General features: G+C 44.5%; 12 protein-coding genes. 6 read left to right on the forward strand and 6 right to left on the reverse strand.

Features of this window, described 5'->3' with window-relative positions:
* The first annotated feature begins 184 nt into the window (after positions 1 to 184).
* The 3 genes from gltB (at position 185) to B0X70_RS20285 (ending at position 6,815) form a co-directional block, all read left to right on the forward strand.
* Positions 185 to 4,642 carry a glutamate synthase large subunit gene (gene gltB / locus B0X70_RS20275; RefSeq protein WP_217470243.1) on the forward strand — a complete coding sequence of 1,486 codons (4,458 nt, stop codon included), beginning with the start codon at positions 185 to 187 and terminating at the stop codon, positions 4,640 to 4,642.
* 9 nt (positions 4,643 to 4,651) lie between these two features.
* The gene (locus B0X70_RS20280) at positions 4,652 to 6,070 is read left to right on the forward strand and encodes a glutamate synthase small subunit (RefSeq protein ID WP_040148836.1); all 1,419 of its coding nucleotides are present in this window, start codon (positions 4,652 to 4,654) and stop codon (positions 6,068 to 6,070) included.
* A gap of 238 nt (positions 6,071 to 6,308) precedes the next feature.
* Positions 6,309 to 6,815, forward strand: a complete 507-nt coding sequence (locus B0X70_RS20285) for a hypothetical protein (protein WP_036780312.1) — start codon at positions 6,309 to 6,311, stop codon at positions 6,813 to 6,815.
* Between the two features lie 48 nt (positions 6,816 to 6,863).
* On the opposite strand, the gene sspB is transcribed toward B0X70_RS20285, so the two are convergent.
* The 5 genes from sspB to zapE all read right to left on the reverse strand — a co-directional run bounded on the left by sspB (position 6,864) and on the right by zapE (position 10,584).
* The gene (gene sspB, locus B0X70_RS20290; protein WP_036808601.1) at positions 6,864 to 7,379 is read right to left on the reverse strand and encodes a ClpXP protease specificity-enhancing factor; all 516 of its coding nucleotides are present in this window, start codon (positions 7,377 to 7,379) and stop codon (positions 6,864 to 6,866) included.
* Positions 7,380 to 7,382: 3 nt separating this feature from the next.
* Positions 7,383 to 8,024 (reverse strand): stringent starvation protein SspA, encoded by a 642-nt coding sequence (sspA, locus tag B0X70_RS20295; protein WP_036780307.1) that lies wholly within the window; start codon positions 8,022 to 8,024, stop codon positions 7,383 to 7,385.
* Positions 8,025 to 8,362: 338 nt separating this feature from the next.
* Positions 8,363 to 8,755, reverse strand: coding sequence for a 30S ribosomal protein S9 (rpsI, locus tag B0X70_RS20300; protein ID WP_011148146.1), 393 nt, complete (start codon positions 8,753 to 8,755; stop codon positions 8,363 to 8,365).
* Positions 8,756 to 8,770: 15 nt separating this feature from the next.
* Complete coding sequence (rplM, locus tag B0X70_RS20305) at positions 8,771 to 9,199, reverse strand: 50S ribosomal protein L13 (RefSeq protein WP_011148147.1); 429 nt, start codon at positions 9,197 to 9,199, stop codon at positions 8,771 to 8,773.
* A 254-nt stretch (positions 9,200 to 9,453) separates the two neighbouring features.
* A complete protein-coding gene (zapE, locus tag B0X70_RS20310) occupies positions 9,454 to 10,584 on the reverse strand; it encodes a cell division protein ZapE (RefSeq protein ID WP_040148834.1) in 1,131 nt (376 codons plus the stop codon).
* Between the two features lie 218 nt (positions 10,585 to 10,802).
* Between zapE and zapG the strand changes: the two genes are divergently transcribed.
* The 3 genes from zapG (at position 10,803) to vapB (ending at position 13,167) form a co-directional block, all read left to right on the forward strand.
* Complete coding sequence (gene zapG / locus B0X70_RS20315) at positions 10,803 to 11,207, forward strand: Z-ring associated protein ZapG (protein ID WP_036780302.1); 405 nt, start codon at positions 10,803 to 10,805, stop codon at positions 11,205 to 11,207.
* 237 nt (positions 11,208 to 11,444) lie between these two features.
* Positions 11,445 to 12,821, forward strand: a complete 1,377-nt coding sequence (gene degQ, locus B0X70_RS20320; RefSeq protein WP_036780300.1) for a serine endoprotease DegQ — start codon at positions 11,445 to 11,447, stop codon at positions 12,819 to 12,821.
* A 118-nt stretch (positions 12,822 to 12,939) separates the two neighbouring features.
* A complete protein-coding gene (gene vapB, locus B0X70_RS20325; protein ID WP_217470244.1) occupies positions 12,940 to 13,167 on the forward strand; it encodes a type II toxin-antitoxin system VapB family antitoxin in 228 nt (75 codons plus the stop codon).
* 533 nt (positions 13,168 to 13,700) lie between these two features.
* On the opposite strand, the gene B0X70_RS20330 is transcribed toward vapB, so the two are convergent.
* Complete coding sequence (locus B0X70_RS20330) at positions 13,701 to 14,732, reverse strand: IS630 family transposase (protein WP_217469783.1); 1,032 nt, start codon at positions 14,730 to 14,732, stop codon at positions 13,701 to 13,703.
* Between the last annotated feature and the right edge of the window lie 103 nt (positions 14,733 to 14,835).

Genomic DNA, 14,835 nt, shown 5'->3' on the forward strand with positions numbered 1-14,835 from the left:
GTCAGATTCTCATCTGAACCATAATTATGCAGTGAAACAATATCATTTAAGTCACCACCTGTTTATCACAAATAAACAAGTGGTGGTTGATTGAGGGCGCAATTCAGACGCCAGTAAAAATATTAATCTCACAAATGTCTGTGAGTTTCTGTGAGAGTCGGACAGAACCTCGGGAGGTTCATATATGCTGTATAACAAATCTCAAGAAAAGGATAACTGTGGCTTTGGATTGATAGCCCATATTGAAGGGGAGCCAAGCCACAAAGTAGTACGTACCGCTATCCATGCCTTGGCAAGAATGCAACATCGTGGGGCAATCCTGGCAGACGGCAAAACCGGTGATGGTTGTGGTTTATTACTGCAAAAACCTGACCGTTTTTTTCGGATGGTCGCACAGGAGCAAGAGTGGCATTTAGCCCGCAATTACGCCGTCGGAATGCTATTTCTCAGCCAAAATCCTCAGATTGCACAAAACTGCCGGGAAATCGTCGAACAGGAGCTACAAAATGAAACTCTGTCAGTCGTTGGCTGGCGTGAAGTCCCCATCAACAGTGATATTCTGGGCGAAATAGCCCTCTCAAGCCTCCCCCGTATCGAACAGATTTTTGTTAATGCTCCAGCAGGCTGGCGTGCACGTGATTTAGAACGCCGTTTGTTCGTTGCTCGCCGCCGAATAGAAAAACGCATTAACGACAACGATTTTTATATTTGCAGTTTGTCTAATCTGGTGACTATCTATAAAGGGCTGTGCATGGCGGCAGATTTACCCCGCTTCTATCCCGATCTGGCTGATTTACGTTTGGAATCGGCAATTTGCCTATTCCACCAGCGCTTCTCAACCAATACCGTCCCCCGCTGGCCATTAGCACAACCTTTTCGCTACCTTGCCCATAACGGTGAAATAAACACCATCACCGGTAATCGCCAGTGGGCACGAGCAAGGGCCTATAAATTCAAGACGCCGCTGATTCCCGATCTGCAAACGGCTGCCCCTTTTGTCAACGAAACAGGGTCAGATTCCAGCTCGCTAGATAACATGCTGGAACTGTTTCTCAACGGCGGAATGGATTTAATCCGTGCTATGCGATTGCTGGTTCCTCCCGCATGGCAAAACAATCCTGATATGGATGAAGATCTGCGAGCTTTTTTTGATTTCAACTCCATGCACATGGAGCCGTGGGATGGCCCGGCGGGTATCGTTATGTCAGATGGGCGCTATGCTGCCTGTAATCTGGATCGCAATGGCTTGCGCCCGGCCCGCTATGTTATCACCAAAGATAAGCTAATCACCTGTGCTTCCGAAATCGGCATCTGGGATTATCAACCGGACGAAGTGGTGGAAAAAGGACGCGTTGGTCCCGGTGAACTTATCGTGATTGATACCCGCCAAGGCCGCATCCTTCATGCAGAAGAAACAGACAATGACTTAAAAAGCCGCCATCCCTATAAAGAATGGATGGATAAAAACGTCAAACGCCTGACCCCATTTGAAGAATTACTGGAAGATCAAGCTGGTCACCGGGATCTGAACGATCAATCCTTAGCGGTCTATCACAAACAATTTGCCTACAGCAACGAAGAGCTAGATCAAATCATCCGTGTCCTGGGAGAGAATGGTCAGGAAGCAACCGGCTCAATGGGGGATGATACACCGTTTGCCGTCCTTTCCAGCCGTCCACGGATTATTTATGACTATTTCCGCCAGCAATTCGCTCAAGTCACTAATCCGCCAATCGACCCACTACGGGAAGCACATGTTATGTCTCTCACCACCTGCATTGGGCGGGAGATGAACGTATTTTGCGAAGCAGAGGGACAGGCACACCGATTAAGCTTTAAATCCCCTATTCTGCTCTACTCTGATTTTCATCAATTAATCACGCAGCAAAGTCCACACTATCGCGCAGAACGATTAGACTTAACTTTCAATCCACAAGAAACCAATCTGCAAAATGCCCTGTTCGCATTGTGTGACCAGGCAGAACAACTCGCCAGAGATGGCGCCGTATTGTTGGTATTATCTGACCGCAACATTACGCCGGAGAAGTTACCCATACCAACGCCTATGGCTGTTGGCGCGATTCAACACCGCTTGGTAGAAAAAAACCTGCGCTGTGATACCAACCTGATAGTAGAAACAGCGAGTGCCCGTGATCCACACCATTTCACTGTACTACTGGGATTTGGCGCCACAGCGATTTATCCCTATCTGGCTTATGAATCACTGGCCAAAATGGTCGATAATGGCACAATTAATAAACCCTATGCTGATGTCATGCTTAACTACCGCAATGGTATCAATAAAGGGTTATATAAAATCATGTCGAAAATGGGCATCTCGACTATCGCCTCCTATCGCTGTTCTAAACTATTTGAAGCTGTCGGCTTACATTCCGAATTAACTGAATTTTGCTTCAACGGCGTCGTCAGCCGAATTGGCGGTGCTAATTTCAGCGATTTCGAGCAGGATCTGAGAAACTTATCCAAACGCGCATGGCTTGCCCGTCAACCACTCGATCAGGGGGGATTGCTGAAATATGTTCATAACGGCGAATACCACGCTTATAACCCGGATGTTGTAAGCACTTTACAGGCTGCGGTTCATAGTGGCGAATATCACGATTACCTAAAATATTCCCGTCTGGTTAATCAACGCCCAATTACCACCATCCGTGATTTACTGGCGATAAAAACAAAAGCTGAACCTCTACCTATTGAAGAAGTAGAACCTGCCGAAGAGCTGTTTAAACGCTTTGATACCGCAGCGATGTCGATTGGAGCATTAAGCCCCGAAGCACACGAAGCTCTGGCCGAAGCCATGAATACGCTAGGCGGTTTTTCCAACTCCGGCGAAGGTGGAGAAGACCCCGCACGTTATGGAACAAAAAAGGTTTCCCGTATCAAACAAGTTGCTTCCGGTCGATTCGGTGTAACACCAGCTTATCTGGTCAACGCCGATGTGATTCAGATTAAAGTCGCGCAAGGCGCTAAGCCCGGAGAAGGTGGGCAATTACCAGGTGATAAGGTAACACCGTATATTGCAAAACTGCGTTATTCCGTGCCCGGCGTAACACTTATTTCTCCACCACCACATCACGATATTTACTCTATTGAAGATTTAGCTCAGTTGATTTTCGATCTAAAACAGATCAACCCCAATGCGCTGATCTCAGTAAAACTGGTTTCAGAACCCGGCGTTGGTACTGTTGCCACTGGCGTTGCCAAAGCTTATGCCGATTTAATTACTATTGCAGGTTATGACGGCGGTACCGGCGCCAGTCCATTGTCATCGGTGAAGTATGCCGGATGCCCTTGGGAATTGGGGCTGGTGGAAACCCAACAAGCGCTAGTTGCTAACGGGTTACGCCATAAGATCCGCTTACAAGTTGACGGCGGGTTGAAAACCGGCGTAGATATTATCAAAGCGGCCATTCTTGGCGCTGAAAGTTTCGGTTTCGGCACCGGACCGATGGTTGCCCTTGGGTGCAAATATCTGCGTATTTGCCATCTCAATAACTGTGCAACCGGGGTTGCCACTCAGGATGAGAAATTACGTCGCGACCACTACCACGGATTGCCTGAGCGGGTAATGAATTATTTCCGCTTTATCGCCCGTGAAACCAGAGAGATTATGGCTGCATTGGGTGTCAAAAAGCTAACTGATTTAATCGGCCGAACTGACCTGCTTGAAGTATTAGAAGGTATTTCAGCAAAACAGAGCAAACTCAATCTTGATCCGCTCCTGGCAACCGCAGAACCCCATCAAGGCAAAACATTATATTGCACCGAAAACAATCCACCATTCGATAATGGGACTCTGAATAAAAATTTACTGGCTCAAGCTTCCAGCTATATTGAGAACCAGCAAAGTAAAACTTTCTATTTCGATATCCGTAATACTGATCGTTCAGTGGGCGCTTCCCTTTCCGGTTTTATCGCTGCTCGACATGGTAATCAGGGGATCGCCGCGGCGCCAATAAAAATTCATTTCAACGGTACTGCCGGTCAAAGTTTTGGTGTCTGGAACGCCGGCGGTCTGGAGCTAACACTTATCGGTGATGCCAACGATTATGTCGGTAAAGGTATGGCTGGCGGCCGCATTGTCATACACCCGCCGGTGGGTTCTGCCTTCAAAAGCCATCAGGCAACCATCATTGGCAACACATGTCTCTACGGAGCAACCGGAGGCAAACTGTTTGCTGCCGGGCGGGCAGGAGAACGCTTCGCTGTTCGTAATTCAGGAGCGATTACGGTTGTAGAAGGTATAGGAGATAATGGCTGTGAATATATGACAGGAGGTATCGTCTGTATTCTCGGACGCACTGGAATAAATTTTGGTGCCGGAATGACTGGCGGCTTTGCTTATGTCTTGGATGAAAATGATGATTTCCGCAAACGGGTTAACCCAGAGTTAGTCGAAGTACTGGCAGTAGCTACCTTAGCTATCCACGAAGAACACTTGAGAGGACTTATCACTGAGCACGTCCTCCTGACCGGCTCTCAGCGCGGTGAAGATATTCTTGCTAACTGGCAACAGTGGCTGAGTAAATTCGCGCTTGTGAAACCCAAATCCAGTGATGTGAAAGCCCTACTGGGACATCGCAGTCGTTCTTCCGCAGAATTGCGAATTCAAGCGCAATAAGGAGCCAAGATGAGCCAGAATGTATATCAGTTTATCGACTTACAACGCGTCGATCCGCCTAAAAAGCCGCTGAAAATCCGCAAAATAGAATTTGTGGAGATCTACGAGCCATTTTCAGCAATTCAGGCACAGACACAGGCCGATCGCTGCCTTTCTTGCGGTAACCCTTATTGCGAATGGAAATGCCCCGTTCATAACTACATTCCCAATTGGCTTAAACTTGCCAATGAAGGACGTATTATGGAAGCGGCTGATCTATCCCACCAAACAAACAGCCTGCCGGAAGTTTGTGGTCGTGTTTGCCCACAAGATCGCCTTTGTGAAGGCGCTTGTACTCTGAATGATGAGTTCGGCGCCGTGACGATTGGTAATATTGAACGCTACATCAATGACAAAGCGATTGCTATGGGCTGGAAGCCCGATATGTCACAAGTTCAGCCAACGGGCAAACAGGTTGCGATTATTGGCGCAGGCCCTGCGGGGCTAGCTTGTGCTGATGTATTAACCCGTAATGGCGTGCAAGCCGTTGTTTTTGATCGTCACCCGGAAATCGGTGGATTACTCACCTTTGGCATACCGGCGTTTAAACTGGAAAAAGAGGTCATGATACGCCGCCGTGAAATTTTCTCTGAGATGGGAATTAAATTCCGGCTCAATACTGAAATAGGCAAAGACATCGCCTTATCTGAACTGACTGAGCAGTTTGATGCAGTATTCCTTGGTGTAGGAACCTATCAGTCAATGCGTGGAGGGCTGGCAAATGAAGATGCTGATGGTGTTTATGAGGCTCTGCCATTTCTGACTGCCAATACCCGGCATTTGATGGGTTATCCCGCCCTGCAATCGCAACCTTTTATTAATATGCAAGGTAAGCGAGTCGTGGTGCTTGGCGGCGGTGATACTGCAATGGATTGTGTCAGAACCTCGATTCGCCAAAAAGCGGCTTCAGTTACTTGTGCTTATCGTCGTGACGAAATCAACATGCCAGGCTCCCAGCGTGAAGTCAAAAATGCCAAGGAAGAAGGCGTAGAGTTTCTGTTTAATCTGCAACCCGTCAGTATTGAAATCAACCATTCAGGTCAAGTTTGTGGCATAAAAATGGTACGGACTCAATTAGGTCAACCTGATGAGAATGGACGCCGCCAAGCTGAAATTATCGCAGGTTCAGAACACCTGCTTAAGGCCGATGCAGTGATCATGGCATTCGGCTTTAAACCACATACCATGAACTGGCTAAATGATCATCAAGTAACCTTGGATAAACAGGGACGCATTGTCGCACCAGAGAGTTCAGACATTCCCTTTCAAACCAGCAATCCGCAGATATTTGCTGGTGGAGATGCTGTCCGTGGCTCTGATCTCGTTGTAACCGCAATTGCCGAGGGGCGTAAAGCCGCGCAAGGCATTCTTGATTATCTAAACATTTAATCAACCAAGGGAGCTTTTCAGCTCCCGTCTCTTTCTATTACCAATTCAATAAATTATATTAATTGAATTACCCTTACACAAAAAAGTAAGTAGATTTAATGAACATTTCAAACTTATTACTGTCATAGATAATATTTTAGAATATTATTTCTTATCAATGTGGAATTTAAATAAAATATTCTAACCAATAGGGCTAAACTCTACGATATTTACTTAACTACAAACACTGGAAACATTAATGAAGCTAATAAAAATCCTGATTTTGTTGTCTCCAACTCTGTTTATCAGTCAAACGGCTCTTGCTTTATCACATCCCTTAACACCTGAAAATATTACTAAAGAAATCATAAACAGAGGTACCAACTCTGTAGTGGCAGAATTAGGAGAAATGGGAGCCAGGCAAGAAATCACTCACAAAATTACGACTGGTGACCGTAAATGGATAAAACTGGCTTTCAAATTAACGCAAAGCATGCACCAGGATTTTGCCAAAGAGATACGCTACGCATTATCCCTGGCATTAATTAATAATCCTGTTGAGGTCCTTGCTAACGCAGATAAAGAAAACAATCTATCACTGGCTGATATCTGCACAATCCCACCAGAACTGGGAACCAGAGAGAATAAAATAGAGTTTATAGATAAGGTCAAAAAGAGTTTAGGTGCCATCACTGATAGCAAAGCTAAAGATAGAGCTAATGATTGTTTCTGGGAGTTAGAAAAAGCCTACAATACAGAATTCTAATTAATAAATTTAAAAAAATAAGGAGGCGAATCGCCCCCTCTTCTAAGCTTATTTAACTACCCGTAAAGCAGGGCGCCCTCTCGTTGGCTTTGGTGGCTCATCATCAGGTGAAGTTCCACTATTATCTTCGGCATCACTCAGTGTATCCGTAACTAATACCAGATTATCTGTCGCAGATGCAGAGGTACCCGCTTTATCCTGATCTGAAGCAGATTTAAAAAGATATTCATCTTTATAAGCTGCTTCAGGCTCAAACATCATTCCCGCCCCATTTTCACGGCCATAAATCGCTATAACTGCCGCCATCGGTACATTAACCCGACGGGGAACACCACCAAAACGGGCATTGAAACGTACTTCATCATTGGTTAACTCAAGATTACCAACAGCTCTCGGCGCTATATTCAACACAATTTGCCCATCGCGGGCATATTCCATTGGTACATTAACTCCACGTAAAGTCACGTCTATAACCAGATGCGGAGTCATATTATTATCGAGCAACCACTCGTAGTGAGCACGCAACAAATAAGGACGACGGGGAGACATTTGAGACAGCTCCATAAATCAGCTCCTGGATTGCAAGCGCATTTCACGTTCAGCTTCGGTTAACGAAGCCAAGAATGCATCACGCTCAAAGACACGCTGCATGTAAATTTGTAAATCTTTAGTGCCAGAACTCGGTAACTCTATACCCAATACCGGTAAACGCCATAGTAAAGGAGCAAGATAACAATCAACCAAACTGAATTCTTCGCTCATAAAGAATGGCATCTCTTTAAATATTGGCGCCACTGCTAGCAACTCTTCTGCTAATCTTTTACGGGCAGTATTGGCTTCTTGAGAATTGCCTTCTTCAATCGTATGCATCAGGGAGTACCAGTCTTTTTCGATGCGGTGCATCATCAAACGGCTGGAACCACGGGCAACTGGATACACTGGCATTAATGGCGGATGAGGAAAACGTTCATCCAGATATTCCATAATGATGCGGGAATCATATAGCGCCAGCTCACGATCAACCAAAGTCGGAACTGTCTGATAAGGGTTCAGATCGATGAGGTCCTGTGGCAGGTTACCTGCCTCAACCTGTTCAACTTCAACGCTGACACCTTTTTCCGCCAATACAATTCGCACTTGATGGCTAAAAATGTCGGCCGGGCCTGAAAACAGAGTCATTACCGAACGTTTGTTGGCAGCGACAGCCATGAAAACCTCCAAGTTTATCTAAAAAAGGAATGAATAGCCCCACACGACCACGACTATTCTTACTCATTCATTCTCACCCTTTATGTTTCTGCGCCGCAACGGTGAATACGGAATGCGCTACTCAACACAATTATTATCCAGCGCAATTACTATCCAACACAATTACTATCCAACACAATTACCATCGTTCAGATAATAGGCAGACAAATGGATGAGGCAAAAATTGGCACTAGTTTACCAGATTTTGTACATTTTGGGGGAAGTGTATGGATAATTAAGTAAAAAACCCGCCACAAAGACGGGTTTGCACATTAAATAATTGCCATAAAGACAAAAAATTAACGCTTGGAGAACTGTGGACGACGACGTGCTTTACGCAGACCAACTTTCTTACGTTCAACTTCACGAGCGTCGCGGGTAACGAAGCCAGCTTTACGAAGATCAGAACGCAGAGTTTCGTCATACGCCATCAGTGCGCGGGTGATACCGTGACGGATTGCACCTGCTTGACCAGAAATACCACCACCTTTAACGGTGATGTACAGATCCAGTTTACCCAACATATCAACCAACTCCAGCGGCTGACGAACAACCATGCGCGCTGTTTCACGGCCGAAGTAAACTTCAAGGCTGCGTTTGTTGATAACGATGTTACCGCTACCTGGCTTAATAAAGACACGTGCGGAAGAGCTTTTGCGGCGACCAGTGCCGTAGTATTGATTTTCAGCCATTGCCTATAATCCCGATTAAATGTCCAGAACTTGCGGTTGCTGTGCCGCATGGTTGTGCTCGCTACCGGCGTAAACTTTCAGTTTACGGTACATTGCACGGCCCAGTGGCCCTTTTGGCAGCATGCCTTTAACCGCGATTTCAATTACACGCTCAGGACGGCGAGCAATCATCTCTTCAAAGGTCGCTTGCTTGATACCACCGATATGACCGGTGTGGTGATAGTAGATTTTATCAGAACGCTTGTTGCCGGTGACTGCAACTTTTTCTGCATTAACGATGATGATGTAATCACCGGTATCAACATGCGGAGTGTATTCCGCTTTATGCTTGCCGCGCAGGCGACGAGCCACTTCAGTTGCAAGACGGCCCAAAGTTTTGCCATCTGCGTCAACAACATACCAGTCGCGTTTTACGGTTTCTGGTTTAGCTGTAAAAGTTTTCATTAAAGCTTACCCAATAATAAGTTACACGTTGGTGAACACTCAAGGTTCAGAAACTTGCTGAGGTTCACACGACTCTTGTCCAGCAAACCTACCCCTTCGAATAGCCTATGCCGGCACTATTGCAAGTTTTTGGGAAAAAAAACATTGCTGTAACGTGGGGTCGCAAGATTATAGAGAAGTCAAAAATAAAAATCGACCCCAATTTGAATATTTAAAATCAGTTTTGAATCTGAAATATACGGGTAAACATAAAATTAAGGTAAATGAGGTAATTTCAGATACTCTTCGCTTTGCATCTCTTGCAAACGAGATAAGCAACGCTGGTATTCGAAAGTCAACAACACCCCTTGGTAAATTTGCTCCATCGGCACCGCCGCATTAATGATAAGTTTTACCCGGCGTTCGTAAAATTCATCAACCAGCGCCAGAAAACGGCGAGCGGCATTTTCATTACCCGGCATTATCGCTGGAACCTGATATAACAAAACAGTGTGATAAAGTTTTGCTAAAACAATATAATCCATCTGACTACGCGCATCTTCACACAAAACTTTAAATCCAATTGCCAATACACCATCAGCGTTACGAATCGCGGGCATCTGCCGATGGTTAATTTCCAACACCGAAGCTTGTTCACTGCTGTTACCGGCCAAAAGAATAAACATTCGATCCATCGCTCGTTCATTATCTTCATTCAGCGGTGCGAAATAGAGATGAGCTTGCGTCAATGTGCGCAACCGATAGTCAATACCCGAATCCACATTCATAACGTCACAATATTTTTTGATCTGCTCAATAGCAGGCAAAAAACGAGTTCGCTGTAAGCCATTGCGATAGAGTTCATCTGGAGGAATATTGGACGTTGCAATCAAGGTAATTCCCCTGACAAACAGCGCCTCCAACAATGTACCGAGAATCATGGCATCGGTAATATCGGAAACGAAAAACTCATCAAAGCAAAGCACATCGGTTTCCGCTTTAAAACCATCCGCCACAATATCCAGCGGATTTTCATGCCCTTGCAATGCCTTTAACTCTTCATGCACTCGCAGCATAAAACGATGGAAATGCAAACGTAATCTTCTTTCACTGGGTAAACTTTGGTAAAACATATCCATTAACCAAGTTTTCCCTCTACCAACGCCTCCCCACATATAAAGCCCTTGAACAGGTCTACAGATCATTGAAGTCGGCTTGCCTAACAGTTTACTCAGACGACCTTTCAAGCTTTGGCGTTTCACGGGACGGCCGGGAGAAGCATTAATCAGAGCATGATGAATGGTATCCAATTGAGCAACGACTTGACGCTGAACCTCATCTGGTTGGTATTTACCCTCGGAAAGGGCTTTTTGATAGTATGATGAAGGGGTAATCAATGATGGCATGACAATAACAATCCTTAAAATAATCGCCCATTTTTTATCGTTTTTATGATTCAGATTGACCTTATTACCGGATCAATTGTCTACAATAAGGTTCAGAATAAGGTCTACAAACAAATGTAAATCATGATCAATATTCCACTCTAACTAGATTAACGGTTATAGTGACGATAATTAAGTGAAACATTCTGCGGAACAACGATGTTGATGAAGGAGTAGCTATGACTTGGGAGTATGCACTGATTGGATTGGTAGTTGGTTTTGTTATCGGAGCGCTAGTTATGCGTTTTGGTAACGCTAAGCTGCGCCAGCAGAAAGCCTTACAAACCGAACTGGAGAATAATAAATCAGAACTGGAAGAGTACCGTAAAGAATTAGTTGGTCATTTTGCCCGCAGTGCAGAATTACTCGACAATATGGCTCGCGATTATCGTCAGTTATATCAGCATATGGCGAAAAGCTCTCATGAACTGATGCCGAATATGCCAGTACAAGACAATCCATTTAATTATCGATTGACTGAATCAGAAGCGGATAATGATCAAGCTCCGGTTAAGATGCCACCAAAGGATTATTCCGACGGCGCTTCCGGCCTGTTTCGTCCGATGAACGAAAAAAACCAGTAAAAATTTTTGCTGTGGCATGTTCGTGCCACAGCATTAATTCAAATGTAAAATCTATTATCTAGCTGCAAGTTTTGTCTTTTTGTTTCTCAATCATGTAAATACCTGTAAAGAATCATGCTAAATCTGTTTGCCCGATGAACTTTATTTAATAATTAACAGTCATAGAATAATCATGGCTGCTTGCCGGAATTAACTTCATTGGCCTTCTGGCTTAGGTATACAAGAGAACAAAATTAGATGAAAAGAAAACACTTACTCCTTAGTGCGTTAGCAATCAGTATCGGACTGTCTACAATTTCGATCCCGACTATCAGTAGCGCTGCTTTACCTGCTGCTATTGCCGGTCAGACGTTACCAAGCCTTGCACCGATGCTTGAAAAAGTCCTGCCAGCCGTTGTCAGCGTGCATGTTTCTGGTACGCAGGTACAACAGGAACAGAGTATACCCGAAGAATTCAGATTCTTCTTTGGCCCAAATCTACCAATGGGCCGTGAAAGTACCCGCCCATTCCAAGGGCTTGGCTCAGGCGTCATTATTGATGCCGCCAAAGGTTATATATTAACCAACAATCACGTTATCGAGAATGCAGATAAAATCCGTGTCCAACTAAATGATGGACGTGAATATGAAGCCAGATTGTTAGGTCGCGATCCTCAGACGGATATCGCCCTGCTGCAACTGAAAGATGCTAAGAATTTAACTGCCATTACTATGGCCGATTCCGATAAGCTCCGAGTTGGTGATTTTGCTGTTGCGGTTGGTAATCCATTCGGCCTTGGTCAAACTGCAACTTCCGGCATTATCTCTGCGTTAGGGCGTAGTGGTCTGAACCTTGAAGGGTTAGAAAACTTCATCCAAACAGATGCATCTATTAACCGTGGCAACTCCGGTGGCGCACTGGTTAATTTGAATGGTGAATTAATCGGTATCAATACCGCTATTCTGGCCCCAGGTGGCGGTAACATCGGTATCGGCTTTGCAATCCCAAGTAATATGGCAAAAACCTTGAGCGAGCAGCTTATCGCTCATGGCGAAGTCAAACGCGGTATTCTTGGTATTAAAGGCATGGAAATGAATTCCGATATCGCCAAGGCATTCAATATCGATGCCCAGCGCGGGGCATTTGTCAGTGAAGTATTACCAAAATCCGCAGCCGCGAAAGCAGGTATTAAATCCGGCGACATTCTTGTTTCCGTTGATGGTAAGAAGATTAGTAGCTTTGCTGAGCTGAAAGCCAAAATCGGCACAACGATACCAGGTAAAGAAATTAAAATTGGCTTATTGCGTAAAGGTAAACCAATGGAGGTTTCTGTTACGCTGGAAAACAGTGAAGGTCAAACAACCAAAGCCGGAAATCTGACCCTTGCCCTGCAAGGTGCGACTCTGAGTAATGGCGAAGTGAAAGGGACTTACGGTGTGAAAATCGATAGTGTCGCTCAAAACTCACCGGCGGCGTTATCTGGCTTACAGAAAAATGACCTGATTGTTGGGATCAATAATGAACGGATACAGAATATTAACGAACTGCGCAAAGTCATTGATTCTAAACCGCCAGTTATAGCGCTGAACATTCTTCGCGGCGAAGAGAGTATCTATTTGTTACTGAGAAATTAATACTTTTAGTAAAAATCGATCTAATTCCATTTAAGACACAGCGTAACGCTGTGTCTTAAAGTCGTTGATATCCCTCGCGACGGGTGAGTTTGTAAATAGTTTTTCTGGAGGACTCAATATGAGAACCGTAGTCGTATTTAAAAACGGCAATAACCGAGCTGTATGTTTACCTCACGACCTCGATTTCGAGGGAGTGAACGAATTGGAGATTATTCGTGAAGGCGATATCATTATTCTGCGGCCAGTTAAACCCAGTTGGAATTCCTTTTTACCACAAGAAAAAGCTAACTCTGACTTTTTAACCGAACGGCTGGATATTGTGGAAAAAGGACGCGTTAAGTTATGAAAAAATATAAACCATTGTTTTAACCTCTGATTTTAATTGGCATCAGGTTTTAACCGTTGTTTTTACCACTTTTAATACCTGATTTTTATTAAGTTTAATCATCATGGCATATTGTATTTTACATTTAACCAACGTTAATTATACCCGCTTTTTATCTTTGCTGAGGCTGTTTACTCTCAATCCAGAGATGTTTATATAGACTATCACCCTTTATTTTTCACATAAATTAGGCCAGTAAACAGCCTGATAATATTAAAGACACCCCTTTATATTTTCTCTGATAATCAACTCTCTTTTTAGAAGTTAAATCCTACCACATTAACCGTTTTATACTTCTTTTTATTGCGTTATGTTTATAACTTGCTCAGTAAAATAACGGTGAGAAAATATTTTAATATCAACATGCCGAATAACATTATTTTACCTGCTGATTTCTTTTCAACTCTCTGTTAATGATTAATGGATTTTTATTAAAAGCAATTAACTGTCCTTATAAAGAAGGTATCTATTGGGTTAAATCCTTATATACCCGCTTAACTTGAAGATGCAGGATTCAAAACTTGGAAGTTGTCATTAATACGGCACGACAGGTTCCCGGCAAGTTCCGGTAATATTTCCGTAAAAAAGCGATGTATTGCCTGCCTGAACAAGGCCGTCGAGGCGAAATAATGGTTATTTCTGACCTGTTCATTCATCACCTTCCACAGCCTTTCTATCGGGTTCAGATTCGGGCTGTATGGCGGTAAATAATGAAGGTCGATATTCATTACATAAGCCCAGTCTTTTACCAGCCTACTCCGGTGGTAACCGGCTCCGTCAAGGATAATATGAATCTTCTGACTGACCGGATAGGTTTCACGCAGGGCAATGAAAAACTCGGCGATGTGATAACTGTCGATACGGTCATATTCGCGCACCACCGTTTGACTGATATCGGCCAGATTCAGGGCCCCCATCAGGTTCAGACGGGTATGGCTGCCCGTTGTTTTCACCGTAGTTTTCTGGCCTTTGCGCATCCAACCATAAGCGAGTTTTGTCCCCTGTGTGGGATGGACGCCATCAATGAACAGGATAGGCTCATGGTCTCCGGCTTCCTGCTTCAGTTTCCCGTAGGCTTCCATAAAGGCCCGTTGCTGTTCCGCATTGAATTTGTGTGGTACGCCGGTCGGTTTTTTATAGCTGAAGCCATTGTGGTGCAGCCATTTATTCATGCCGGGAACGGTGTAACTGATATCCCACCTCTCTTCGACAAGACGGGTAACCGCCTGTGTGGTGGGCAGAAGATTGGCGGTCAGATAAGCGATAAGTTCCTGAGTCTGTGTTTCGCTGAGATAGCTCTGAGAGCCGCCATTTTCAGGCTTGATTTTGCGGTGATTAAGGTAATCGCTGATATGACGATTAACGGTCGTTTCATGAAGACGCAGGGCCTGAGCGATCATGACTGAACTCCAGCCCTCAGAGGCCAGCAGGACCGCTTTGATGCGATCACACTCTCTCTTATCACGGCAGGTGTGATGGAGGTGTTCAAGTTCGGCCTTTTGTTCATCGGTAATGAATATTTTCATGACTGATACCATGAGCTTCATTTGGGCGAAAATCAAGCAGTTTCAATAATTACGGGTATATAAATCTTTAATCTCTCTGTATACTCACTTTTAAATCATCATA

This window comes from Photorhabdus akhurstii (genome assembly GCF_019090985.1).
In the GTDB taxonomy this organism is placed as follows: domain Bacteria; phylum Pseudomonadota; class Gammaproteobacteria; order Enterobacterales; family Enterobacteriaceae; genus Photorhabdus; species Photorhabdus akhurstii.